Raw genomic sequence first — 25,797 nt, 5'->3', positions numbered from 1 at the left:
ATTAAGGAGTAACTCATGAACGCGACCGATAAACAATTACAAAAAAATATCGATCAATTTTTAAACGAAACAGCTTCGCTCGATCCTGAAGCGCTCAAACCTTTTGCAAAATCAAAAAAAGTCTATGTGACAGGTTCGCGTCCGGATTTAAAAGTACCCTTTAGAGAAATCTCTTTATCTGATACACCATCATCTTTTGGTGCGGAAAAAAATCCACCGGTGATGGTCTATGACACCTCAGGTCCTTATACCGACCCTAACTATCAAATTGATATTCGTAACGGACTTCCATCATTACGATCCAAATGGATTGAAGAAAGAAATGATACCGAATTTTTAGACGGTCCAACTTCCCTTTACGGGCACGAGCGTAAAACAAATCCTGAGCTCACTAAAATGCGTTTTAATTTATTAAGACAACCACGACGAGCTAAAGCAGGTAAAAATGTTTCACAGATGCATTATGCAAAACAAGGCATTGTGACGCCTGAGATGGAATACATTGCTATTCGTGAAAATCAAAGACGTGAAGGTATGTCCACATTTTTACAAACACAACATCCAGGTCATGACTTTAATGCAGCAATTCCTAAACTCATCACGCCAGAATTCGTGAGAGATGAAGTGGCACGTGGTCGTGCGATTATTCCTGCCAACATTAATCATCCTGAAACAGAGCCGATGATTATTGGCCGAAATTTCTTAGTCAAAATTAATGCCAACATCGGTAATTCAGCATTAGGTTCTAGCATCAGTGAAGAAGTAGAAAAAATGGTGTGGGGTACACGCTGGGGTGCAGATACAGTCATGGATTTATCTACAGGTAAAAACATTCATGAAACACGTGAATGGATTATTCGTAATAGTCCAGTGCCCATTGGTACTGTGCCTATTTATCAAGCACTCGAAAAAGTGGATGGTAAAGCGGAAGATCTCACTTGGGAAATTTTTAAAGACACACTGATTGAACAAGCAGAACAAGGTGTAGATTATTTTACGATTCATGCAGGTGTCAGATTAAGTTATATCCCAATGACTGCAAAACGTATGACCGGTATTGTGAGTCGCGGTGGATCGATTATGGCGAAATGGTGCCTAGCACATCATCAAGAATCTTTCCTCTACACGCACTTCGAAGAAATTTGCGAAATCATGAAAGCTTATGATGTCAGTTTCAGTCTAGGTGATGGTTTAAGACCGGGTTCAATCTATGATGCGAATGACGAAGCTCAATTTGCAGAGCTCAAAACATTAGGTGAACTCACACAAATCGCATGGAAGCATGACGTGCAATGTATGATCGAAGGTCCAGGTCATGTGCCGATGCATCTTATTAAAGAAAACATGGATCTTCAGCTTGAGCATTGTGGCGAAGCCCCCTTCTACACATTAGGACCTCTCACCACAGATATTGCTCCGGGTTATGATCACATCACGTCAGGTATCGGTGCTGCAATGATTGGTTGGTATGGTTGTGCGATGTTATGTTACGTCACACCTAAAGAACATCTCGGGTTACCTGATAAAGAAGATGTGAGAGTCGGTATCATCACATACAAAATTGCAGCGCACGCTGCCGATCTTGCTAAAGGTCATCCAGGCGCACAAATTCGTGACAACGCACTATCCAAAGCACGTTTTGAATTCCGCTGGGAAGACCAATTTAATTTAGGTTTGGATCCTGAAAAAGCAAAAGAATTCCACGATGAAACCTTGCCACAGGAAGGCGCTAAACAAGCACATTTCTGTTCGATGTGCGGTCCTCATTTCTGCTCTATGAAAATTACTCAAGATGTCAGAGACTATGCTGCATCGAAAGGCATGAAGGAAGATGAAGCTCTAAAAAAAGGTATGGAAGAGAAATCAATTGAGTTCATTAAGAAGGGTGTTGAGATCTACCAAAAAACATAAATGGATCTCTCACTTTATTTTTCGAGTTTCATTTTAGGCCTTGTCGAGGGAGCCACCGAATTTTTACCTGTGAGTTCTACAGGCCATTTAATTATTGCAGCTGAGTTTTTAAAATTTAACCAAACGTCTGCAAATGTTTTTGAAATCTTTATTCAATTAGGGTCGATACTGGCAATTGTCGTCGAATATCGTAAAACACTTTTCAAAGTTTCAAGCCATGCGCTTCATGATCAAGCTTCACAAAACTTTGTCTTACGTCTCTTCATTGCATTTTTGCCGGCAGCGATTCTAGGTCTTTTATTTCATAAAGCCATTAAAGCTTATTTATTTTCACCAATTTATGTATCGCTCGCCCTCATCTTAGGTGGTGTTGTTATGATAGCGATTGAAAAACGTCCCTTAAGAATCATTTCAAAAGCGACTAACGATATCAGTATGATGCAAGCTTTTAAAATTGGCTGTGCACAATGCTTATCTTTAATTCCCGGGGTATCGAGAGCGGCAGCAACCATCATGGGTGGTATGCTTACAGGACTTAATCGCAAGACAGCTACTGAATTTTCTTTTTATTTAGCCATTCCTGTTATAGCAGCAGCATCCCTTTTTGATTTACTCAAAAATTTCCAAGATTTAACGATACAAGATTTACCTATTTTTGCGATTGGTTTTGTCACTGCATTTTTAAGTGCTTATGCTGTCATTAAACTTTTTATTCGTTTTGTAGCCACACATACCTTTATTTCTTTTGCCTGGTATCGCATCATTTTAGGTATCCTCGTTTTTATTTATTTTAGTGGGTGATTATGTCTAACCATCAAGCGCTCATTCAAAAACTCCACGGCATAGCTAAAAAGGCAGAACGTCAATCTGTCAACATTGAAGAAGGTTTGTCAGCACTCAATCATTTTGGATTTTCATTGATCAGTTTTTTATTAGCGCTACCTTTTATGCAGCCGTTTCCAGTCGGGCCTATCAGTGTATTAGGGGGAGTGGCTTTTGCTGCCTTTGGCTGGCAAATTTTAAAAGGATATAGCACTCCTCATTTACCTCAAAAAATAAACGAGATTGTTCTAAGTGCTGACAATTGGCGACGTATCACAAATGCGGCCATTAAAATTATTCACTGGACTGAAAAGTTTACGAGGCCTCGCTTAGCTTTATTAATTCGCGATTCATTAGGCATTCAAATAGAAGCATTCATTCTCATTCTCTCAGGTGTACTCATGGCAGTGCCCTTTGGCATACTCCCTTTAAATAATTTCTTCCCGGGCCTTGCTATTGTATTTTGTGCATTAGGCCAACTCCATAAAGATGGATTCTTTATTTTGATCGCATTCTTCTGGATTCTTTTTACCATTCTTTATTTTGCTGCATTTTTTATAGGTCTCTATCTTCTAGGGCTAGAAGGTATCCATAATTTTAGCCACTGGCTACATCAACTCGTTTCATGAAATCATTGGCTGACCTTTTAATTACTTGGCATGCCAAGTCAGGTCGGCATCATTTACCCTGGCAACAATCTAAAGATCCTTACTCAGTTTGGGTTTCTGAAATCATGTTGCAACAAACACAAGTCGCAACCGTCATTGATTATTACAATCGCTTCATGAAAAAATTTCCGACGATTAAAGCATTAGCACATGCTGATGAAGAAGAAGTCATGAAGCTATGGAGTGGTTTAGGTTATTATCGACGAGCACGATTTTTACATGAAGGTGCACAAATGATTATGGAAGAGATGGGCGGTAATTTTCCATCTGAATTTGACATGATGTTGAAGATACCTGGTATTGGACGTTCAACTGCAGGGGCTATTGCTGCATTCTCATTTAATCAAAAAAAGGCGATTCTTGATGGCAATGTAAAGCGTGTCTTAAGTCGTTATTTTTTAATTGCGGAGTGGAGTGGCTTACCTAAAACAGAAAAAAAATTATGGGATTACGCAGAGTCAGTTCTTCCAAATAAAAACATCGATACTTATACACAAGCGCTTATGGATTTAGGGGCGACCTTATGCAACAAAAACCCTAAATGCACTCTATGTCCTCTAAAGAAAACATGCCTCGCATTTCAAAAGAATAAAGTTCATCTCATACCTGCACCTCGCCCTCAAAAAAAGATACCTACACAATCCACTCATATGGTGATCATCAAACATCACGATGAAGTTTTACTTGTTAAACGTCCTCAAGGTGGTATATGGGGAGGACTTTGGTCGCTACCTCAGTTCGAAAATACATCGACCACATCTAAAGCATGGGTTAAAAAATACTTTGAATTAGAAACGAATGTGCTAGAAGAAAATTTAAAAGCTTCAACGACGTTTACGCATTTCAAACTTGATATTACTTATAGCATCCTTGAAGCCAAATCGCAGCGCTCAAAAATTCCACATACTTGGCTATCACTCAATCATATTGAAGGAGCAGCGATTCCTGCCATCATTAAGAAAATACTTTTAAAAATCTAACTTCATATCTCGATGTGGAATCTCCACATCCAAATAAATATCGCTCGTTACTTCAAATCCAAATTTTTTATAAAAGTTGATCGCATGACATTGTGCACTGATATAAATCCCAGAGAGCTGATTAAGCTTAGCTAATGTCATAGCTATTTCTATTAATGCACTTCCAATGCCTTCTCCGCGATATTTCTTTAAGACAGCCATACGTCCTAATTGCATACGATTTTGAATCACAAAAGCTCTCGCACATCCGACAGCCTTTTTATCTTTAAATGCCAAGAAATGAATCGCTTCTTTATCCATGCCATCCCATTCTAATTGAGAGGTCACTTTCTGTTCCTCAATAAATACTTTTTCACGAATCATGGTGAGCAACTCATACTCATCTATCCATTTTACGATTTCAATTTTCAGTTTATTTTCCATAAGTGAAACGCTTGCATCTTAATGCTGTTAGAGGCATGATGTGCTTTCTTTATATTTACTTTTAAGGATTATATGAATAAATTTTTACCTGCTATTGCGCGTGTATTTCTTGCACAAATTTTTCTTGTATCCATTCTCATTTCACTTAACGGTATTATGAACACACCGGATGGTTATATCGCTTACCAAAACGGATTAATGAGTCACGGTCTTCCAGGTATTTTTGCACCGATCTCAGTTATTGTTCAACTTTTAGGTGGTTTAACTCTTTTTATAGGCTTTAAAACAAGATTAACTGCGTTTGTGTTAACTATTTATACACTCATCAACGCATTGTCTTATTTATTTACCTTCACGATTATGCCTTCTCCTGTGAATCTCATCCCACTTCAACAAGCGCTTCAATATTTAGCAATTACAGGTGGCTTGATTGTTTTAATGCAAAATCCTATGACAACATTTGCACTTGATAATGCATCACAAACAAAAAAACGTAAATAAATCTTATATACATTCAAAAAAAGCAGCCACTGGCTGCTTTTTTTATGTTGGTTTATATCAAATATTTTTATCAATCATGGTTACCATTAAAATAATTTTATTAGATATACTCAATGTTTTAGAGTGCGCTAGAATATAAGTCAAGTTTTATTAAATTTAAGGAATTCAACATGGCAATAGCATCGACCAAATATACAAAGACTGCGATTATTCTTCATTGGCTTATTGGTTTCGGCATTATTTTTATGTTCTTATTAGGTTGGTATATGTGCGACCTACCAAAAGAAGCTGCTAAAGCTTCAAGCTATGACTTGTTTGATTTAGGTATTTATACATGGCAATTGAATGAGGAAGTTTCTCCTCGTACCTTTTACTTTAATCTTCATAAATCACTTGGTATCACAATCTTAGGTCTTATTGCATTTAGAGTTTTCTGGAGGCTGACACATCCAGCACCAGCCCTTATTAAAACGTTGAAAGCTTGGGAGAAAAAATTAGCGCATGCCACACATCATGCTTTATATCTTATTATGATTTTGTTACCCCTATCAGGTGCAGCGATGGCGCTCTATAGTAAATATGGCATTAAATGGTTTGGTATTCCATTGGCTCAAGGTTTGGGAGATGATGCTATGAGAGATTTCTTTAAAAATGCTCATGAAGTGATTGGCATTATTCTGCTTGTCTTATTGGGACTTCATATCCTTGCCGTCCTCAAACATACATTCTTGAATAAAGATGGTACTCTAAAACGTATGATGTTTAAGTAAGCCTTTAAAATTTGTTATATCACCGAGTGATTAAATAGTTTTTATAGTTTGTGAACCGCATCTTCATCTTTTTGATCAATGTTCGAAAAGATTATCGTAACTCTCAAAAAAAATTAACAATATACCTCTCTTCACAGAATTGATCTCATGACTGACACCTCTATCAATAATGAACTTCTAGCGTCATACAAGCTAGCTCACTATCATGTATATGGATCACCGAGGTTTATTTTAAAGATAGGGCAATACAGTCCTGAACTTCATGATATATATAAAACTTCTCCCAAGAAGATAGCTGCATTCATCACAGCTTTCAACCCCGCAAGTATTGAACTCTCAAATCAAGAAAATAAAGAACGCAATCAACAGCTCGAGGAAAAAATTAAAACGCTCCATCTTTGTTACCTTCATGGCGAAGGAAAATGCGATGAAAATGAAAGATCAGGCGAAGAGAGTTTTTTAGTTTTTGAGATTGATCAAACAGAAGCGATTCGATTAGGAAGGGAATTTGGCCAAAATGCGATTGTCTGGATTCCCGAAAACAGCATTCCAGAATTACTTCTTCTCAAATAAATATTTATTGATATCGTAAAGCTTCGATTGGATGAAGCTTGGCAGCTTTACTTGCTGGATAATATCCAAAAAATACGCCTACACTCGCTGCAACTGAAAATGCCAATACAATCGATTGTATTGAAATAACAATTTCAGTGCCCACGATTTTCTTGACGAGCAATGCGGCCCCTAACCCTAATAAAACACCAATTACGCACCCTACAATAGAAATCACACATGCTTCTAAAAGAAATTGAAGGAGAATATCGTGCTCCCGCGCACCAATTGCCATACGAATACCAATCTCACGAGTTCTTTCAGTCACCGATACGAGCATAATATTCATGATACCTATACCACCGACTAAAAGTGATATAGATGCAATAGCTCCTAAAAGGATCGACATAGTCTTGGCTGTTTCACTTGCAGTTTTCGCCATAGCAGTTAAATTTCTTACTGAAAAATCATTTTCTATATTTTCACGAATATTATGACGCTGCCTTAGAAGATCAGTAATTGTGTCTTCAACTAGACTCATATATTTCTCTGATTTTGTTTGCGCCATAATCATTCGAACACTGCCGGGAATTTGATTGCCTAATAACTTTCTTTGGGCAGTCGTGATGGGAACAATTATCACATCATCCTGATCTCGGCCATCAAAGCTTTGCCCCTTATTTTCAAGTAATCCTACAATGGTGAAAGGATTTTTTTGTACGCGAATCGTTTGGCCGACAGGATCAACTTCACCAAATAAATTTTCAGCGACTGTTTTACCAATTAATGCAACACGACTTGCAGATCTAATATCGTCATCACTAAATATCTCCCCCCCTTCTGTATACCAACTTCGAATTGAAAAATAAGAAGGGGTGGTACCAATAATGGAGGTATTCCAATTATTACCTGCAAAAATTACTTGGGCGTTACCGGTGCTAATAGGCGCAATCATTTCGATATCTTCCAAATCTTTAATTGCATTAGCATCTCCTATACTCAGTGCTGATGAATTTCCAGAGCCACTTCTTGATCCTGAAGTACTTGAGGAGCCAGATAGAATTACAATTAAATTTGTCCCCATAGAGTCAATAGATCTTTTAATAGATTGCTGTGCACCTTCACCAATCGCCATCATGAGAATGACTGCTCCAACTCCGATGACCATACCTAACATGGTGAGAAAAGTTCTTAGGCGATTAGCGCCCATCGAATACCAGGCTTCACTTAACATTGAAAAGAACATTACTTTGTCACCTTGGATTTTTTAGTCTTATGATCCTCTAAAATCTTGCCATCTAAAAAACGTATCTGTCTTGATGCATGATCCGCAATATCATTTTCATGAGTGACGAGAATAATCGTATTGCCAATCTGATTCAATTCATCAAAGATTTTCATAATTTCATCGCTCGTTTTACTATCAAGATTACCTGTAGGCTCATCTGCTAATATGACTTTAGGCTGATTCACCAGTGCACGAGCAATAGCTACCCGCTGTTGCTGCCCACCAGAGATTTGGTTTGGTTTGGATTCAAAATATTGTCCTAGGCCCATGCGTTCTAAAATATTTTTTGCAATTTTAATTCTTAAATCTTTTTGATCTTTGGCATACACTAAAGGCAATGCCACATTATCCACAAGCGAAGATCTAGCCAATAAATTAAATCCTTGAAATACAAAACCAATTGTTTTGTTTCTAAGTGTTGCAAGTTCATTATTATTTAATTGGTTCACATCTTGGCTGTCTAGAAAATAAGAGCCAGTAGTTGGACGATCAAGACAACCTAAGATGTTCATAAATGTGGATTTACCGGATCCCGAGGGTCCCATGATCGCAACATACTCGCCCTCATTAATCGTGAGGTTAATATTTTTTAAAACGGGAAAACTACCGGCTGTAGTTTGATAATCTTTATAAAGCCCCTTAATTTTTATTATGGGTTGAGCCATCATTAAAATACGCGAGGTGGTCGACTTGGCCCTTGAGCTCCTGAACGTTGTTTCTGATCACTCACAAGATCTCCGGTAATTATAAGATCATTCTCCTTAATCTCTGAACTCATAACTTCAGTCAATTTTCCATTGGTAATACCTGTATTGACTTTAATCATTAAGGGTTTATTGTCTCGAAGCGTATAAATTTTTCCTACACCATAACCTTCCCTCTTTGTTCTATCTCCATTTCGAAAAGCCTCACTTTTTTTGGCTGTAAGATTAAAATTTTCATTTTTTGGTTGGTACCTCAGCGCAGCATTGGGCACTAAAAGGACTTTTTCATGATGCGCAAAATTAATGGTCACATAAGCAGTCATACCTGGAAGTAATAACCCCTCTTGATTTTCCACTAAAATTACAATGTTATAAGTGACAACATTTGCTGTATTGACAGGATTTAGACGGATTTGTTTTACCGTTCCCTCAAAAGTGCGATTAGGGTATGCATCTACAGAAAATTTAACCGATTGCCCGACTTGAATTTTTGCAATATCAGCTTCTGCGAAGCTCGTATCAATTTCCATTTTAGATAGATCCTTCGCAATTTTAAATAAAATAGGTGTTTGAAGACTTGCAGCGACAGTTTGACCAACATCTACCACACGATCAATAACGATGCCTGACACGGGCGATTTAATGATGGAATATCCATAATTTGTTTGATCAAGACTTAATTTTGCCTTGGCGGACATTAAAAGTGCCTCCGATGATTTTAAGGCTTGCACTGCTTGATCAAGATCTTGTTTAGACACATATTCTTTTTCAAATAATGAGCGCATTCTTGCCTCATTTGCCTTCGCAAGCTCGACGGATGCTTCGCAATTTTTTACATTGCCTCTTGACTGCTCAATTTGGGCTTTAAATAAATTATCTTCTAGCTCTAAAAGTATCTGACCTTGTTTTACCTGATCGTTAAAATCTGCATATATGTTTTTTACAAGTCCTGAGACTTGTGTGCCAACGTTTACCATAGCCACAGGATTGATCGTGCCATTGGCTGTCACATTTTGTTCGATATCCCCTAATGTCAATCTTTCTAGTCGATATAAATCTTCGGGTTTCTTTTTATTAGACAACTTATAAACATACATCGCTCCAAAGATAAATGCGAGAATTAAGGCAATATTAATCAAATGATGAACAATTCTTTTCATAATCTAATTTCGCCTTGCCTCAGGTAATTTTTGGATCATTGCATTATCAAGGACACCTATAGATTGAGCAAGCGTTGTGCGCGCAATATTCCAATTTAAAATAGACTGAATTTTTTGTTGCTTTGCGCTTGCAAGTGCACTTTGAGCATTGAGTGTATCAATAATATTTCCAACGCCTTCTTTATAGCGGCCTAAGGCCACGTGAGACGACTCTTCAGCGCTAGTCAATAGTATTTGAGAAGCCTTAATCGATTCATTGGCTGTTTTAAGATTTTGATAGGCTGTCCATACATCGAGAGAAACTTGTAGTCTCAATTGATCACGTTTTGACGCTTTAAGTTCTGCAGTCGCTTCTGCGGATCGAATCAGATAACTTGGTTTATAGCCTTCAAAAAAAGGAATGGTCACCGATATACCAACTTGTGAAGCGTTTATATCCTTAAGAAAAATTGTCTCGCTATCATACTGATTGGATGCTTCAATTTTCACTTTAGGTTTTGCCTCTGCTTTTACTGATTCAATGTTAGCCAGTGAAGCCTTTAACTCTGACTCCGTTGCAATTAAGTCAGGCCTCTGGATTATGGCCTGCTCAATTAATGCTTGGATATCCTGATCAATAAATTCAGGCATAACATCCATGTCATTATCTATAATTTCAATAGGTGTTCCAGGGGCTGCCCCCATGATAGTGGCTAAATTTCCATAAGCAATTCTAAGCAACCCTTCATTAGTAAGTCTAGTCAAGGTGGCACTGGCAAATGAAGTGTTGACTTGAAGTTTATCTGCAGGGGTTGCAATACCTGCAATATATTTGGCTTCTGCAGCTTTAAAACTTTCTTCAAAAAGTCTTTCTGACTCAATTGATGCTTTCAAAATTGCTTTATTTGCATGCACTTGATAAAAGGCATTGACTGCGCTCAGCAAAACCCTCTGAACGATTGCATCTTGGGTGGCGCTTGCTGCTTTTAAAAGTTGATTGGCGTTCTCTAAGTTAGCATCTCGACCCCCAAAATCATATAAAAGATATGATGCTACGATTTGATTTTGGGTATTTCTAAAACTATTTTGTCCTCTGGTTTGACTACGAATCTGATTCTCTGTGACAGCCACCGTATCTCTTAGTGAGGGAAAAAATAAAGATCGAGCTACCCCCACTTCCGCTGCCTGAATCTTTGCGTTGGCATAAACCTCCTTGGTATTTGGATTATGACAAAGAGCTGCCTCGGTCACTTCAAGCAAAGATAAGGGTCTGTTGTAAGCCTTCGTTTGGCATGGGTCCATAATACTAGGATCAATATAGCCTTGAGGTATTTGCTGAATTTGATCTGGGTCTTTATCAGAATAAAAAAATGAATCGGCAGCGTAACTTAAGGTAAATAAATTAAAAACGATAAGGATAAAAATTCTAATCAACATAAGAAAAATTTTAGCATGTAGCGGGATCAAATCTGACGGAAGATAGAGAAATAAGGTTTAAATTTAATAAGTTATCTATTGTCATTTTTAGCTAATAATTGCTTTTCTCGAAACATTCGTATCTTTAATGACGTATAATTTTCACATGCGTATCGTATTTTTATTGCTTTTCTTAGGGCTTTTTTCAAATAGCGTTTGGTGTGTTCCTCAATATACATTACAAGATCTAATTGATATCGCAAAAAGAGAAAATCCTATCTTAGATGTTTTAAAAGCTAAGGAAGATGCTGCGAGATCAAATGTAATTACAGCTGAATCTTATCTTAATCCATCAATTGCAATCGGCACTGGTCCTTCTCGTTTTAGGACACCAAATTCCAATACAAATCAACGTCGGAATTACGATGTAAATTTATCGCAACCTCTAGAATTCCCGAATGTGCGAAGCGCAAAAAAAGCCGTAGCTGAGTCGCGAGTCAATTATGCATCATCAGTCACTGAGGCCACCCTGATTAATTTATCCTTACAGATTAAAAAAGCTTTTTATGATGTCCTTCAAAATGAAGCTATTTTAAAAATTGCGGAGGGCGATCGAGATGCTTTAAAAAATATTCAAGAAAAAGTAGCTTTAAGAGTTGAGGTAGGAGAAGCTCCCCGATATGAAGTCATCAAAGCAGATACTGAATTAGTGGCAGCGCAAAGAGATGCAGATGCCGCAAGACTTAGAATCTATGAGAGTAAACTCTATTTAAGAGGCTTGGTGAGTAAGTCTTTAACTGATGCTTTTGATTTAACAGGCACGCTCCCATCGAGTGATATCAATTTAAATGCAGATACCTTAAAAAATGAAATCATAAAAAGCCCTAGGTTAAGACAAATTAAAGCTTCTGCAGATATTGCCGAAAATCAATTGCGTTTAGAGGAAAAACTTATTAATCCCGGAATCACCCTTAACGCAGGGGTTGACCAAGACCCTGATATCGCCAATTATCGTTTTGGTATCAGCATCCCTATTCCAATTTGGAATCAAAGACAAGGGCAAATTGGAGAAGCTGCTGCCGGTTATCGTGAACTTCAAGCGCAGTATACCGATCAGGAATTAGCACTGAAGCGTGATATTGAGTCAGCTTTTCAGCGTTATCTCATCGCGCAACAACAGGTCAAAACCTTCGAGTCAGGCCTTCTATCACAAGCCGAATCTGTTTTAAAGGTGGCTGAGTCTGCTTATCGATATGGCGAACGCGGTATTCTTGAATATCTTGATGCACAAAGAACTTTTCGACTAGTTAGAAAAGATTATCTCGCGTCAAAATATGATTACATCGTCGCAATTTTAGAAATTGAGCAATTACTAGGCATGGACATTCTGGAGAATAAAATTTAAATGAAAAAAAGTATCACACACTTATGTTTACTATTACTTTCGCTCAGTCTTTTAGTGGCGTGCTCAAAACATGAGGATAAAAGTAAAGAAAAAAAACTTGACCCACTCGAGATCATCATTACGCCTGATATTCAAAAGCAAATAAAAACAGAGGTTGTGCGCTATCAAGAGATTAGCGAAACGCTTATGATCCCAGGACGTTTGGAAACTCAAAACCGAAGACTAGCCAAGATTGGCTCTCCTATCGTGGGTAGAGTGAGCGATTTATACGTAAGCCTTGGTGATATTGTCAAAAAAGGCCAAGTTCTTGCGCGCGTTAATAGTATCGAACTCACGCAAACACAACTGACTTTAATCAAATCCACACAACTCATTGGATTAAAAACCAAGGCAGTCGAGCGAGCTAAATTATTATTCGAAGCTGATGTTATTAGTAAGGCTGAAATGTTACGTATTGAAAATGAATTAGAGGCAGTTAAGGCAGATTATAGGGCCAGCCGTGACCAACTCATGGTTCTCGGTATGAGTGAAAAAGCGGTTGAGAAATTAGAGGCTTCGGGGCAAATAAATTCTTTTGGAGATATAAGAAGTCTATTTGATGGCATTATTATTTCTCGTGCCATTAATGTAGGACAAATCGTTAATCCGCAAGATAATTTATTTCATATAGCAGACCTTTCTAAATTATGGGCTGTAGCTAATATTCCAGAACAACAAGCTTCCTTTATTCAAAAAGATGAAGTTGTTTCAATCGAAATTCCCGCATTAGACAATAAACAGATAGAAGCCAAAATTGTTTTTGAAGATAGCATTGTAGATCCTCAAACGAGAACCGTCATGGTGCGCGCTGAATTAGATAATCTTGGTTTATTATTTAAACCTGACATGCTGACATCGATGTATATTCGCTCAAAAAAAATATCCAAACTGGCCATACCTATTTCATCTGTGGTGAGAGAAAACGATCGTAAGTATGTCCTTGTCCAAAATACACCTAAAACCTTTAGATTAAGAGAAGTTGAACTTGGTATGAGAGATGGGAACCTGATCAGCATAATAAGTGGCCTCTCTGAAGGTGAGACTGTTGTCACAGACGGCGCTTTTCATCTTAACAGCGAACGTAAGAAAAAAGAGCTTGAATAAGTATGATTGAAAAAATAGTAAGGGGTTCGCTCCAAGAAAGACTGATTGTTTTAGTCTTTGCCATTGCACTTTTGGTCGCTGGCTTTTTTGGCGTTAAAAAACTAACTATCGATGCCTTTCCTGATGTCACAAATATCCAAGTGCAAATTGCAACTCCAGCGCCAGGAAAATCGCCCGAGGAAGTAGAGCGCTTTATCACTATTCCGATTGAAATTGCCATGACAGGTTTGCCTGGTGTCACTGACATGCGCTCACTTAACAAAAATTCACTGTCGCTCATCACACTTGTATTTACCGATAACACAAGTGTCTATTTCGCAAGACAATTGGTCATGGAAAGACTGATGGAGGTCATGGAAAAAATGCCTGATGGTATTGTGCCAGTGCTAGGTCCAGTATCCACAGGATTAGGAGAAGTTTTTCAATACACACTTGAAAAGCCAAGTGACGAAAATAAAAAAATTTCTGAGGAAGAATTAACCGAAAGAAGAACCATTCAAGATTGGGTAGTCAGGCCTCTTTTAAGAAGTGTCCCCGGTGTTGCTGAAATTAATTCATTTGGTGGCTTCATTAAACAATATCAAGCGCTTGTTGATCCTGACCGACTTAACCATTACGGGATTAAACTCCATGAAGTCTATACCGCATTAGCTAAGAACAATACCAATAGTGGTGCAGGGGTGCTTCCTCAATTTGATGAACAATTTTTGATCCGTGGTGTAGGTCTTATTAAAAACTTAGATGACATTCGCTCCATCGTTTTAAAAGAGCGTAATGGTGTGCCTGTTTATATGAAAGATGTGGCTGAAGTCAAACTTGGCCATGAAGTCCGAGTGGGATCGCTTGTGAAAAATGGGGATACAGAATCAGTCGGGGCTATTGTCATGATGCTTCGCGGGGGCAATGCCAAAGAGGTTGTTACTCGCATTAAAACCAAGGTCAATGAAATTAATGAAAAAAAATTATTGCCAGGTGGCCTTCAAATTAAATCTTTCTATGATCGTAGTGAGTTAGTCGACTCTGCATTATTTACCGTTGTTAAAGTTTTAATTGAGGGTGTGATTTTAGTGATAGGGATTCTTTTCCTTTTTTTAGGCGATGTACGATCAAGTTTAATTGTCGTGATGACATTAGTCCTCACACCACTCGTAACATTTATTGCAATGAATTATTTTGGCATATCTGCCAATCTCATGTCATTGGGTGGCTTAACGATCGCTATTGGTCTTATGGTCGATGGTGCTGTTGTGGTGGTTGAAAATACCTTTCATAGACTGGGTCATGATAAATCAGACAGTAAAATTCGTACCATTTTAGAGTCAGCGACTGAAGTCGGCACCCCTGTTCTTTTTGGTGTGGGTATTATCATTTTAGTATTTCTTCCGCTTATGACCTTGACCGGTATGGAAGGTAAGATGTTTAGTCCTCTTGCCGTCACAATAGCGATAGCACTTCTTATCTCATTGATACTTTCGTTTACCTTAACGCCAGTCTTATGCTCATATTTTTTAAAAGGTGGTAGTGGAGAGGATACGAAAATTATTAAACTCATTAAAGCGCCTTATGAAAAACTCCTGAATCTTTGTTTAAATAATGAGAAAAAAACAATTTTAATAGCTAGCGCAGTATTTATTTTTTCCATTGTCTTATTACCCTTCTTAGGCACTTCTTTTATTCCAGAGATGAAAGAAGGAACGATTGTAGCAAGCATCACACGTATGCCAAATATTTCACTGGATGAATCTATTGAAATGGAAAAAAAAGCAACCAAAGAAATCACTACAGTGCCAGGCGTTTTAAGTGTGGTCTCAAATATTGGCCGTGGTGAAAGTCCTGCGGACCCTCAATCTCAAAACGAATCTCAAGCTGTAATTAGTCTAAAGGATAAAGATACCTGGCCTGATGGTTGGACCCAAGATACGATTGCTCAAGAAATTAAAAATAAATTGCAATCCTTGCTAGGCGCCCAAACTGTGATGATGCAGCCAATTTCTGCGCGTGTAGCAGAATTATCGACGGGTGTTCGAGCAGATGTTGCAATCAAAATTTTTGGTGAGGATATCAAACTTTTAAAAACAAAAGCGGATGAGGTTGCCCGATTAGCAGGAGGTATTAAGGGGGCCGCTGATATTAAAATTGAAAAAGTATCAGGTCAAGTGTATCTAAATATTAATTTAGACCGACAAGCGATTGCCCGTTATGGATTCAATGCATCTGATATTAATGAGTTAATCGAAACCGCAATTGGCGGAAAAATTGCAACACGCGTCTATGAAGGACAAAGAAGTTTTTCTGCAGCAGTTCGATTCCCTGAAGATCAGCGAAGTGATGTAGAAACGATAGGTAATACCATGCTGATATCACCTAATGGATCAAAAATTGCATTGAAAGACTTGGCTTCCATTGAAATTAAAGATGGTCCAGCTCAGATCAGCCGCGAATTCGCTAAACGAAGAATTGTCATTGCAATGAATGTGAAAGATCGAGATCTTGGTGGATTTGTTGCAGAATTACAAAAAAAACTCGATACTCAAATCAAGTTACCGGAAGGTTATTATTTTGTTTACGGGGGTCAATTTGAAAATATGCAACGTGCATTAAATCATCTGGCGCTCATTGTTCCTGTCACGATTCTTGCTATCTTTTTCTTACTCTTTATCTTATTTAATTCGATTCGTTTTGCCACTATGATTATTTCCGTTCTTCCTTTTGCAGCCATTGGTGGCGTTTTTGGTCTCGCTATCACAGGCGAATATCTTTCAGTACCTGCTTCTGTCGGTTTTATTGCACTATGTGGTATTGCTGTTCTCAATGGAGTTGTCTTGATCACTTGTATTCAACAGTTAAAATCTGAAGGTATGTCGCAATTCGATGCCATTCGAGAAGGTTGCAAACAAAGATTAAGGCCTGTGCTGATGACTGCAACCGTAGCCCTTCTTGCCTTAGTGCCCTTCTTGTTTGCCACAGGCCCGGGCTCTGAAGTACAAAAACCGCTCGCCATTGTTGTCATTGGTGGTCTCATTACCTCAACAGTGTTGACCTTACTTGTATTACCAACCTTATATAAAAAATTTGCAGAGGCGCCAACCGAAGCCTAATGAATGGGATAACATATTATGAAAGAAATTAAAGCCATCATTCCACCTCATCGATTACCTAAAATTCGTTCAGCGATGAGAAATCTTAAAAATTTTCCTGGCATGACTGTCACTAAAGTAGACGGTTGTGGACATGGCTTAAAAAAAGTTACAGATGATTTAAGACAAGAACTCAGTGACTACACGCCTAAAATATTCATCCAGATGATTACGCCTGATAATTTAGTGGAAGGGATTTTACAAATTATTGTCGAAACGGCACATACCGGTCAGCAAGGAGATGGTTTAGTTTGGGTCACGCCTATTGAGCGTATGATTCGCCTTTCGGAAAAAATTATTGTGGAAGAAGATTAATTTTTTATAGAATTGAACTTAAGATCTTAGATTCTCATCTAAAAATTACTTATAAAAAGGATATATTATGAAAAAGCTCTCGATTGCTCTTATGTTTTTAGCTTCAAGCTTTGCGAATGCTGCCGAATTTTCAGATATGGCTACGGTGAAAAGAGTCACCCCTCGTTACATTGAAATCAACCGTCCTATTTCTTCATGCCAAAACTCAACTGAAGCAGCTCCGCCAAAGGAAAAAGGTATTGCCGGTGCCATTATTGGTGGTATGGCAGGAGGATTGTTGGGAAGCCGCGTAGGCAAGGGAAGTGGCAAAGTCGCTGCAGGTGCAGTAGGTGCTGCAGTAGGTGCTGTTGTAGGTGACCGTGTGCAAAATGCCGATGCTAATGACACAAATAATGTTGAACGTTGTACGCAACGTGATAATTACCAAAGGGTTCAGGAGGGTTATATTACGACTTTTTCCTACAATGGTCACGAGTTCGAAGAAGAGACTCAAACTAAATATCGTGTAGGACAAAAAGTATCCGTTCAAGTTAACGCAGTTATTGATCAACCTAACTAAAGAAAGCATTTTTTAAGATGAAGCGTATCTTTTATTTTCTTGTTACGAACCTTGCGATTGTTTTTGTTCTTTCTATCACTATGCGATTGCTTGGTGTAGAACCCTTCCTTAATGCGAATGGACTTAACCTTAACAGTCTTTTAATTTTTGCAGCGGTGATGGGCTTTGGAGGTGCTTTCATTTCGCTCGCTATTTCAAAGTGGTCAGCCAAACAAATGTCGGGCGCTGTCACCATCGACAATCCTAAAACGCCTGATGAAATTTGGCTCATGAATATAGTCAAAAATCAATCACAAGCGGTCGGCATTCAAATGCCTGAAGTGGCTATTTTTAACTCTCCAGTTGTCAATGCGTTTGCAACAGGTATGAGTCGCAATAGTTCTCTTGTGGCTGTGTCTTCAGGCTTGCTTGAAATGATGACAAAAGACGAAGCTGAAGCAGTTATTGGTCACGAAATATCTCACATTGCGAATGGCGACATGGTCACATTGACACTCATACAAGGTGTTGTGAATACGTTTGTCTTGTTCTTCTCACGCGTTATTGGTTATACAGTAGATAAAGTTATTTTTAAAACAAGAGAAGGTACAGGTCCTGCATTCTTTATCACGATGATTATCTCGGAATTGCTGTTAGGTGTTCTTGCTTCGATCGTTGTCATGTGGTTCTCTCGTCAACGCGAATATCGAGCTGATATTGGCGGTGGCCAACTCGCAGGAAAACAAAAAATGATTGCAGCCCTTCAGCGACTCAAGGCGCAATATGAATCTAGTGCTTTACCAAAATCAATCGCAGCATTAGGTATTTCAGGTGAACAAGGCATGGGCCTTAAGGAATTATTTTCGACTCATCCAAGTTTAGATGATCGTATTGCTAGACTTCAACAAAATCCAAATTAATTTTTATTTGATGTGAAATTGCTGGCTGTATTCACGTACAGCCGTGAGCATCACATCTACGTTTTCGGGTGGTGTGTGTTCTGTAATACCATGGCCTAAATTAAAAATATGGCCAGTGCCCGCACCGTAACCATCTAATATACGTTTGACTTCTTTTTCAATCGCTTCAGGTTTAGATAACAAAATCGCAGGATCTAAATTGCCTTGAAGTGCTACTTTTTGACCCACTTTTTGGCGTGCGATTCCAATATCAGTTTGCCAATCAAGTCCTAATGCATCAGATCCTGCTGTGACTTGATCCTCTAGCCAAAGACCGCCACCTTTAGTAAACATGATCGATGGAATTTTTTTACTACTCATCATCTTTAAATTAGACAAAATTACTTTCATATAAGGCAATGAAAATTCTAAATAGCCTTGATGAGATAGTGCACCACCCCATGAATCAAAAATCATAATGGTATCGACACCCGCTTCAATTTGACCTTGTAAATATTGTGTTACAGCTTCTGTCGTTGTTTTTAAAATGTGATGAAGTAAATCAGGACGGCTGTACGCCATTTGTTTAATCGTTAAAAAGTCGGTGCCGCCTTGGCCTTCGACCATATAAGTTGCCAACGTCCAAGGGCTTCCGGAAAATCCAATGAGAGGAACGCGTCCTTGTAATGCACTTTTAATTTGTGAAACTGCATCGATTACATACTTCAAGTCTTTATCGATATCAGGTATTTTTAATTTTTGAATATCCGCTTCATCACGCAAGGGTCTTTGAAACTTAGGTCCTTCGCCAGCTGCAAAGTATAAGCCTAATCCCATCGCATCGGGCACGGTCAAAATATCTGAAAATAAAATAGATGCGTCTAGAAGTGGATAACGATCAAGCGGTTGCAATGTGACTTCGGTTGCTAAATTTGGATTTTTACAAAGACTTAAAAAGTCGCCAGCTTTCTGACGTGTGGCACGGTACTCCGGCAAATAACGTCCTGCTTGACGCATCATCCATATAGGTGTGTACGGTGTGGGTTCTCTATAAAGAGCTTTTAAGAAGTTATCGTTTTTGAATTGTGTCATAAATGATTTTAAAACTTAAAAATAAAGTTTTAAAAATTAACGTGGGAGGGTAGAGGTTCCCATCAAGAATTCATCGACTGCGCGCGCGCATTGACGACCTTCACGAATTGCCCATACGACAAGCGACTGACCACGACGCATATCACCTGCTGCAAAGACTTTAGCTTTCGATGTGATGTAAGCGTCTTTTCCTTCTGTCGATGCTTTGACGTTACCACGCTGATCTTTATCCACACCAAAGAGATCTAACATTTTTTGCTGTGGACTCACAAAACCCATCGCAAGCAATACAAGATCTGCTTTCAATGTAAATTCTGAATTCGGCACTTCCACCATCTTGCCATCTTTCCACTCAACACGTGCTGCAATGATTTCTTTAACCTTACCATTTTCACCCACAAAACTTTTTGTAGTGACAGACCAATCACGCTCACAGCCCTCTTCATGAGAGCTTGATGTGCGAAGTTTGAGGGGCCAATTCGGCCAAACGAGTTCTTTATTTTCTTGCTTAGGTGGCTGTGGCATTAATTCAAATTGTGTGACCGAAGCTGCATGATGACGATTCGATGTACCTACACAATCAGAACCTGTGTCGCCACCACCAATGACGACCACGTGCTTACCTGTCGCTAGAACTTGATTTTGTAGTTTGTCACCTGCAACTATTTTATTTTGTTGCGGCAAGAAATCCATCGCAAACATGACACCATGGAGTTCACGACCAGGAACAGGTAAATCACGAGGGTGTTCTGCACCACCAGCAAGAATCACAGCGTCAAAGTTACTTGTGAGCTCTTCAGGTTTTACATTTTCGCCAATATTCTGATTGATTTTGAAAACAACGCCTTCAGCTTCCATTTGTTTTACGCGACGATCAATGTGTGACTTTTCCATTTTGAAATCTGGAATACCGTAACGCAAAAGACCGCCAATACGATCATTTTTTTCATAAACAGTAACAGAGTGGCCAACACGCGCTAATTGCTGAGCCGCAGCCAAGCCTGCGGGGCCAGAGCCCACAATTGCAATTTTTTTGTTTGTTTTATTCGTTGAGACTAAGGGTTTAACCCAATTATTTTCCCAAGCTTTATCGATAATCGCATGTTCAATGGATTTAATACCAACAGCATCATCATTTATATTGAGTGTACATGCTGCTTCACATGGTGCAGGACAAATACGACCTGTAAATTCTGGGAAGTTATTTGTGGAATGCAATACTTCGATCGCTTCTTCCCAATTTTGGTTATAAACCAAATCATTCCAGTCAGGAATAATGTTATTGATGGGGCAGCCTGATGTGCAGAATGGAATACCACAATCCATGCAACGTGCGCCTTGTTTCTTAGCTTCGTCATCTGAGAGATGAAGTACGAATTCTTTATAATTTTTTAAACGTTCCTGTGGAGGTATATTTTGTTCGCTGATGCGATCAAATTCCATGAAGCCAGTGACTTTACCCATTATGCAGCTTCCTTTGTAAGTGACGCATGAAGTTCATTTAATGCGCGTTTATATTCGTTTGGCATGACTTTAATAAATTGTGTCCTTGCTTTATCCCAATTATCTAAAATATACTTCGCGCGTTCGCTATTCGTGTATTTAAAATGTTTTTCAATCAGCGTTTTAAGAATGACTTCATCTGGTTGATTTAAATGTTGAGGCACTTTAGCTTGTACTTCTTTAGTTTCTACTTTTTCTAATGACACCATCGATGGATTGCAACGTTTATTAAATAAACCATCTTCGTCATACACGTAAGCAACCCCTCCTGACATACCTGCTGCAAAATTTTGTCCGGTGTTACCTAGAACAACAACTGTACCACCTGTCATATATTCGCAACCATGGTTACCCACACCTTCAACTACTGCAGAAGCTCCTGAGTTTCTTACACAGAATCTTTCTCCTGCCACACCACTGAAATAACTTTCTCCTGTCGTGGCACCATACATCACAGTATTGCCTACAATAATATTTTCATGCGACTTGGCTTTAAATGCTTGAGGTGGTTTGATGACAACTCTGCCACCACATAATCCTTTAGCCACATAGTCATTACCTTCGCCAATGAGTTCCATGGAAATACCTTGCGCTAGAAATGCCGCAAAGCTTTGTCCAGCAGTTCCATTTAAAGTAATTTGAATCGTATCTTGCGGTAAACCTTCATGGCCAAAACGTTTTGCAATTTCATGTGACAACATCGTACCTACTGTTCGATTTGTATTGACGATTGGGAGATTGATCGATACTTTTTCACGTTTCTTTAATGCAGGTTTTGCTAATTTAATAAGTTCGTTATCAAGCGCATGTTCAAGACCGTGCGATTGTTCTTCATTGTGTCGACGTGACACTTCTTTTTCGATCGCTGGTTGATAGAAAATTTTACTGAAATCAAGTCCATGAATTTTCCAGTGTTCAATGCCTGCTTGTGTATCTAGCAAATCGGCACGACCGATTAAATCATCAAATTTACGAATGCCTAAAGATGCCATCAATTCACGAACTTCTTCAGCAACGAAGAAGAAATAATTCACCACATGTTCAGGTTGTCCTGTGAAACGTTTACGTAATTCTGGATCTTGCGTCGCTACACCCACTGGGCATGTATTCAAATGACACTTACGCATCATGATGCAACCTTCGACGACAAGAGGTGCTGTCGCAAAGCCGAATTCATCTGCACCAAGGAGCGCACCAATCACTACATCGCGTCCTGTTTTCATTTGTCCATCGACCTGCACAATGACACGTCCACGTAAACGATTTAAGACTAAAGTTTGTTGAGTTTCAGCTAAACCAATTTCCCAAGGCGTACCTGCATGTTTAATCGACGAAATAGGCGAAGCGCCTGTGCCACCGTCATGACCTGCGATCACAATGTGATCAGATTTAGCTTTTGCCACACCCGCAGCCACTGTTCCCACACCCGTTTCTGATACAAGTTTTACTGAGATACTTGCACTTGGATTTGCATTTTTTAAATCATGAATAAGTTGTGCTAAATCTTCGATCGAATAAATGTCGTGATGCGGTGGCGGTGAAATAAGTCCCACACCAGGTACTGAGAAACGAAGTTTTGCAATATAAGGGCTTACCTTATGGCCTGGTAATTGACCACCTTCGCCAGGTTTTGCACCTTGTGCCATCTTGATTTGAATTTGATCGGCTGAACTTAAATATTCTGCTGTCACACCAAAGCGACCGGAAGCCACTTGTTTAATGCGTGAACGAAGTGAGTCACCTTTTTTAAGTTTAATATCACTTTCAATTAAATTAAGTCCGATGACGTTAGCAACCGTATTATCTTTATCTAGCGTTAAGAAACGTTTTGCATCTTCACCACCTTCGCCCGTATTCGATTTGCCACCAATACGATTCATCGCGATCGCTAATGTCGTATGTGCTTCGGTTGAAATGGATCCTAATGACATCGCACCTGTTGCAAAACGCTTCACAATTTCTTTGGCTGACTCGACTTCGTCAATCGAAATTGATTTGTCATTCATTTTTAATTTAAATAATCCACGTAACGTCATTTGACGTTTCGTTTGATCATTAATTAAAGCGGCATATTCTTTATAAGTGTTGTATTGATTAGTACGTGTCGCGTGTTGCAATTTTGCAATCGAATCGGGTGTCCACATATGCTCTTCACCACGGATTCTAAATGCATATTCACCCCCTGCATCTAATGCATGCGCTAATACAGGATCGGATCCAAATGCAGATTGATGAATGCGCATCGTTTCTTCCGCAATTTCTTCAATGCCGATACCTTCAACATTAGTGGCTGTTCCTTTGAAATATGTATTAATAAGTTGTGAGTTAAGACCCACTGCTTCAAAAATTTGTGCGCCACAATAAGATTGATAAGTCGAGATGCCCATCTTAGACATCACTTTATAAAGACCTTTGCTAATCGACTTAATAAAATTCTTGTGAGCGAGGTTGTGATCCGTTGTCATCGCGTTCATTGACTCATAAGCGAGCCATGGACAAATTGCTTCAGCCCCATAGCCACCTAAAAGTGCGAAGTGATGCACCTCACGTGCAGAACCTGTATCTACGACTAAACCTGTATTTGTACGCAAACCTTCACGCACTAAATGTTGATGAGTAGCTGATGTGGCTAACAATGCTGGGATCGACATACGATCTTTTGATTGGTTACGATCAGATAAAATGAGAATGTTGTAACCATCTTTCACAGCTTTGTGTGCGTCTTCGCGAAGTGTGTCAATCGCTTTTTTCATGCCATAGGCATCGTCTTTTTTAAGGCCCTTCACATCGTATGTAATATCGAGGACGAGTGATTTGTAGGCATCTTTTGTGAGTTTAGAAATATTTTTTAATTGTTCTAGATCATCCAACGTTAAAACGGGCTGACTTGTCTCAAGACGCGTCGTTGGTTTTGTTTCATCGACAGCTAATAAATTAGGTTTAGGTCCGATGAATGTCACAAGCGACATCACTAATTCTTCGCGAATCGGATCGATTGGTGGATTAGTAACTTGCGCAAATAATTGTTTGAAGTAGTTGTAAATAAGTTTTGGTTTTTTTGAGAGCACAGGGAGTGCTGCATCATTACCCATCGAACCTGAGTTCTCTTCACCGTTCGCCACCATCGGTTGAAGAATAAATTTAATATCTTCTTGTGTGTAACCAAAACTTTGTTGTGTGTCTAGAAGTGTCGCTTTAAGTTCAGTCTTGCTATTTGTCTTTGGGAAGTCGCCTAAGAAATAGCGAGAACTGTCAATCCACTGACGATAAGGTTTATGTCTTGCGAGTTCTTTTTTCACTTCTTCATCATCAATGATACGACCTGATTCAGTATCAATGAGAAGCATTTTGCCTGGTTGTAAGCGCCACTTCTTAATAATTTTTTCTTGTGGGAATTGAAGTACACCCATTTCAGATGCCATCATCACAACGCCGTCATCCGTCATTAAATAACGTGCGGGGCGTAATCCATTTCGATCTAATGTGGCACCAATCATACGACCATCGGTAAATGCCACTGCTGCTGGACCATCCCATGGTTCCATTAAGGCAGCATGATATTCATAGAATGCACGGCGGTTTTCATCCATCATCGGATTGCCCGACCATGCTTCAGGAATTAACATCATCATTGCATGTGGAAGACTGTAGCCACCCGCAACTAATAATTCCAAACAATTATCAAAACATGCGGAGTCTGATTGACCTTCGACAATGAGTGGCCATAATTTTTCTAGGTCATCACCTAGTAGTGCGGATTGCATACTTTCGTGTCGTGCGCGCATCCAATTGACATTGCCTTGTACTGTATTAATTTCACCGTTATGCGCAATCATTCTAAATGGATGTGCTAAATCCCATGCAGGGAAGGTGTTCGTTGAGAAACGTTGATGCACGAGAGCTAATGCCGATGTCACACGCTCATCTTTTAAATCTGGGTAATAAGTGTCTACTTCGTTTGCAAGCAGCATGCCTTTATATACAATCGTGCGGCTTGAAAGGGATGGAATATAAAACTGTGCGGGATCATCGAGCCCTAATTTTTTAACGCTATGTTCAATGCGCTTACGAATCACAAAAAGTTTTCGTTCGAAATGATTTTGATCTTTAACTTCTTTACCTTGGCCAATGATGACTTGCTTGATTTTTGGCTCTAACGCTTTCGCAGCATCTGCGATATTGGAATTATTAGTGGGCACATCACGCCATGTTAAGAATGTTTGGCCTTCTTCTTTGATAATGTCAGTGATGATCTTTTCACATTGATTTCGATACTGAGCGGATTGTGGAAAGAAAATAAGGCCGCATGCGTATTGACCTATAGCAGGTAAATCAATCGATAGTTTTTTAGCTTCATCTCGAATGAGGCCGTCTGGCATTTGAATGAGGATGCCGGCACCATCACCTAATTTGGGGTCATAGCCTGTCGCGCCACGATGCGTTAAGTTCGTTAAGATCTGAAGGCCTTGCGCCACAATGGTGTGACTTTTTGTGCCATGAATGTTAGCCACAAAGCCGACGCCACAGGCGTCATGCTCATTTTTAGGGTTATAGAGACCTTGTTGCTCAGGTCTTTCGAATTGAGTCATAA

Annotated in this window: 21 protein-coding genes; 13 read left to right on the top strand and 8 right to left on the bottom strand. The window is 39.1% G+C overall.

Features of this window, described 5'->3' with window-relative positions:
- The first annotated feature begins 15 nt into the window (after window positions 1–15).
- Genes thiC through mutY form a run of 4 tightly spaced genes read left to right on the top strand, consistent with a single transcriptional unit; the run spans window position 16 to window position 4,381 of the window.
- The gene (gene thiC / locus FIT61_RS00470; protein WP_139882525.1) at window positions 16–1,911 is read left to right on the top strand and encodes a phosphomethylpyrimidine synthase ThiC; all 1,896 of its coding nucleotides are present in this window, start codon (window positions 16–18) and stop codon (window positions 1,909–1,911) included.
- Entirely contained in the window at window positions 1,912–2,712 is an 801-nt protein-coding gene (locus tag FIT61_RS00465) for an undecaprenyl-diphosphate phosphatase (protein ID WP_139882523.1), read from the top strand.
- A 2-nt stretch (window positions 2,713–2,714) separates the two neighbouring features.
- Window positions 2,715–3,362, top strand: a complete 648-nt coding sequence (locus FIT61_RS00460; protein ID WP_139882521.1) for an exopolysaccharide biosynthesis protein — start codon at window positions 2,715–2,717, stop codon at window positions 3,360–3,362.
- Window positions 3,359–4,381 (top strand): A/G-specific adenine glycosylase, encoded by a 1,023-nt coding sequence (mutY, locus tag FIT61_RS00455; protein ID WP_139882519.1) that lies wholly within the window; start codon window positions 3,359–3,361, stop codon window positions 4,379–4,381. Before FIT61_RS00460 ends, mutY begins: the two co-directional genes overlap by 4 nt.
- Here mutY and FIT61_RS00450 read toward each other — a convergent pair.
- Window positions 4,370–4,804, bottom strand: a complete 435-nt coding sequence (locus tag FIT61_RS00450; protein ID WP_139882517.1) for a GNAT family N-acetyltransferase — start codon at window positions 4,802–4,804, stop codon at window positions 4,370–4,372. The two genes, mutY and FIT61_RS00450, sit on opposite strands and share 12 nt — an antisense overlap.
- A 72-nt stretch (window positions 4,805–4,876) precedes the next feature.
- Here FIT61_RS00450 and FIT61_RS00445 point away from each other — a divergent pair, with 72 nt between their 5' ends.
- From FIT61_RS00445 to FIT61_RS00435, 3 genes are all read left to right on the top strand, one after another.
- Window positions 4,877–5,305 carry a DoxX family protein gene (locus tag FIT61_RS00445; RefSeq protein WP_139882515.1) on the top strand — a complete coding sequence of 143 codons (429 nt, stop codon included), beginning with the start codon at window positions 4,877–4,879 and terminating at the stop codon, window positions 5,303–5,305.
- A 170-nt stretch (window positions 5,306–5,475) separates the two neighbouring features.
- Window positions 5,476–6,075, top strand: a complete 600-nt coding sequence (locus FIT61_RS00440; protein ID WP_139882513.1) for a cytochrome b — start codon at window positions 5,476–5,478, stop codon at window positions 6,073–6,075.
- Between the two features lie 147 nt (window positions 6,076–6,222).
- Complete coding sequence (locus tag FIT61_RS00435) at window positions 6,223–6,648, top strand: DUF3293 domain-containing protein (RefSeq protein WP_139882511.1); 426 nt, start codon at window positions 6,223–6,225, stop codon at window positions 6,646–6,648.
- Window positions 6,649–6,652: 4 nt separating this feature from the next.
- On the opposite strand, the gene FIT61_RS00430 is transcribed toward FIT61_RS00435, so the two are convergent.
- The 4 genes from FIT61_RS00430 to FIT61_RS00415 are packed head-to-tail and all read right to left on the bottom strand — an operon-like array spanning window position 6,653 to window position 11,195.
- Window positions 6,653–7,873: an ABC transporter permease gene (locus tag FIT61_RS00430; RefSeq protein ID WP_139882509.1), complete on the bottom strand. Its 1,221-nt coding sequence runs from the start codon at window positions 7,871–7,873 to the stop codon at window positions 6,653–6,655.
- Window positions 7,873–8,580, bottom strand: a complete 708-nt coding sequence (locus FIT61_RS00425; RefSeq protein WP_139882507.1) for an ABC transporter ATP-binding protein — start codon at window positions 8,578–8,580, stop codon at window positions 7,873–7,875. Before FIT61_RS00425 ends, FIT61_RS00430 begins: the two co-directional genes overlap by 1 nt.
- 2 nt (window positions 8,581–8,582) lie before the next feature.
- A complete protein-coding gene (locus tag FIT61_RS00420; protein ID WP_139882505.1) occupies window positions 8,583–9,779 on the bottom strand; it encodes an efflux RND transporter periplasmic adaptor subunit in 1,197 nt (398 codons plus the stop codon).
- Between the two features lie 3 nt (window positions 9,780–9,782).
- Entirely contained in the window at window positions 9,783–11,195 is a 1,413-nt protein-coding gene (locus FIT61_RS00415) for a TolC family protein (RefSeq protein WP_139882503.1), read from the bottom strand.
- Between the two features lie 145 nt (window positions 11,196–11,340).
- On the opposite strand from FIT61_RS00415, the gene FIT61_RS00410 reads away from it, so the two are divergent.
- The 6 genes from FIT61_RS00410 to htpX all read left to right on the top strand — a co-directional run bounded on the left by FIT61_RS00410 (window position 11,341) and on the right by htpX (window position 18,632).
- Complete coding sequence (locus FIT61_RS00410) at window positions 11,341–12,579, top strand: TolC family protein (RefSeq protein WP_244925195.1); 1,239 nt, start codon at window positions 11,341–11,343, stop codon at window positions 12,577–12,579.
- Window positions 12,580–13,722 carry an efflux RND transporter periplasmic adaptor subunit gene (locus tag FIT61_RS00405; RefSeq protein ID WP_139882499.1) on the top strand — a complete coding sequence of 381 codons (1,143 nt, stop codon included), beginning with the start codon at window positions 12,580–12,582 and terminating at the stop codon, window positions 13,720–13,722.
- 2 nt (window positions 13,723–13,724) lie between these two features.
- Entirely contained in the window at window positions 13,725–16,820 is a 3,096-nt protein-coding gene (locus tag FIT61_RS00400) for an efflux RND transporter permease subunit (protein WP_139882498.1), read from the top strand.
- 18 nt (window positions 16,821–16,838) lie between these two features.
- Window positions 16,839–17,174 (top strand): P-II family nitrogen regulator, encoded by a 336-nt coding sequence (locus tag FIT61_RS00395; protein WP_139882496.1) that lies wholly within the window; start codon window positions 16,839–16,841, stop codon window positions 17,172–17,174.
- A gap of 67 nt (window positions 17,175–17,241) precedes the next feature.
- Window positions 17,242–17,733, top strand: coding sequence for a glycine zipper 2TM domain-containing protein (locus FIT61_RS00390; RefSeq protein WP_139882494.1), 492 nt, complete (start codon window positions 17,242–17,244; stop codon window positions 17,731–17,733).
- 17 nt (window positions 17,734–17,750) lie between these two features.
- On the top strand, window positions 17,751–18,632 hold the full coding sequence (htpX, locus tag FIT61_RS00385) for a protease HtpX (protein ID WP_139882492.1): 882 nt from the start codon (window positions 17,751–17,753) through the stop codon (window positions 18,630–18,632).
- A gap of 3 nt (window positions 18,633–18,635) precedes the next feature.
- Here htpX and hemE read toward each other — a convergent pair whose 3' ends face one another.
- The 3 genes from hemE to FIT61_RS00370 are packed head-to-tail and all read right to left on the bottom strand — an operon-like array spanning window position 18,636 to window position 25,795.
- Entirely contained in the window at window positions 18,636–19,703 is a 1,068-nt protein-coding gene (gene hemE, locus FIT61_RS00380; RefSeq protein WP_139882490.1) for a uroporphyrinogen decarboxylase, read from the bottom strand.
- Window positions 19,704–19,739: 36 nt separating this feature from the next.
- A complete protein-coding gene (locus FIT61_RS00375) occupies window positions 19,740–21,167 on the bottom strand; it encodes a glutamate synthase subunit beta (protein ID WP_139882488.1) in 1,428 nt (475 codons plus the stop codon).
- On the bottom strand, window positions 21,167–25,795 hold the full coding sequence (locus FIT61_RS00370; RefSeq protein WP_139882486.1) for a glutamate synthase-related protein: 4,629 nt from the start codon (window positions 25,793–25,795) through the stop codon (window positions 21,167–21,169). The genes FIT61_RS00375 and FIT61_RS00370 overlap by 1 nt, the downstream gene beginning before the upstream one ends.
- Between the last annotated feature and the right edge of the window lie 2 nt (window positions 25,796–25,797).

Origin of the sequence: Candidatus Methylopumilus rimovensis (assembly GCF_006364615.1) — a bacterium.
Classification (GTDB): domain Bacteria; phylum Pseudomonadota; class Gammaproteobacteria; order Burkholderiales; family Methylophilaceae; genus Methylopumilus; species Methylopumilus rimovensis.
This window is presented reverse-complemented; position numbering and strand designations above follow the sequence as displayed.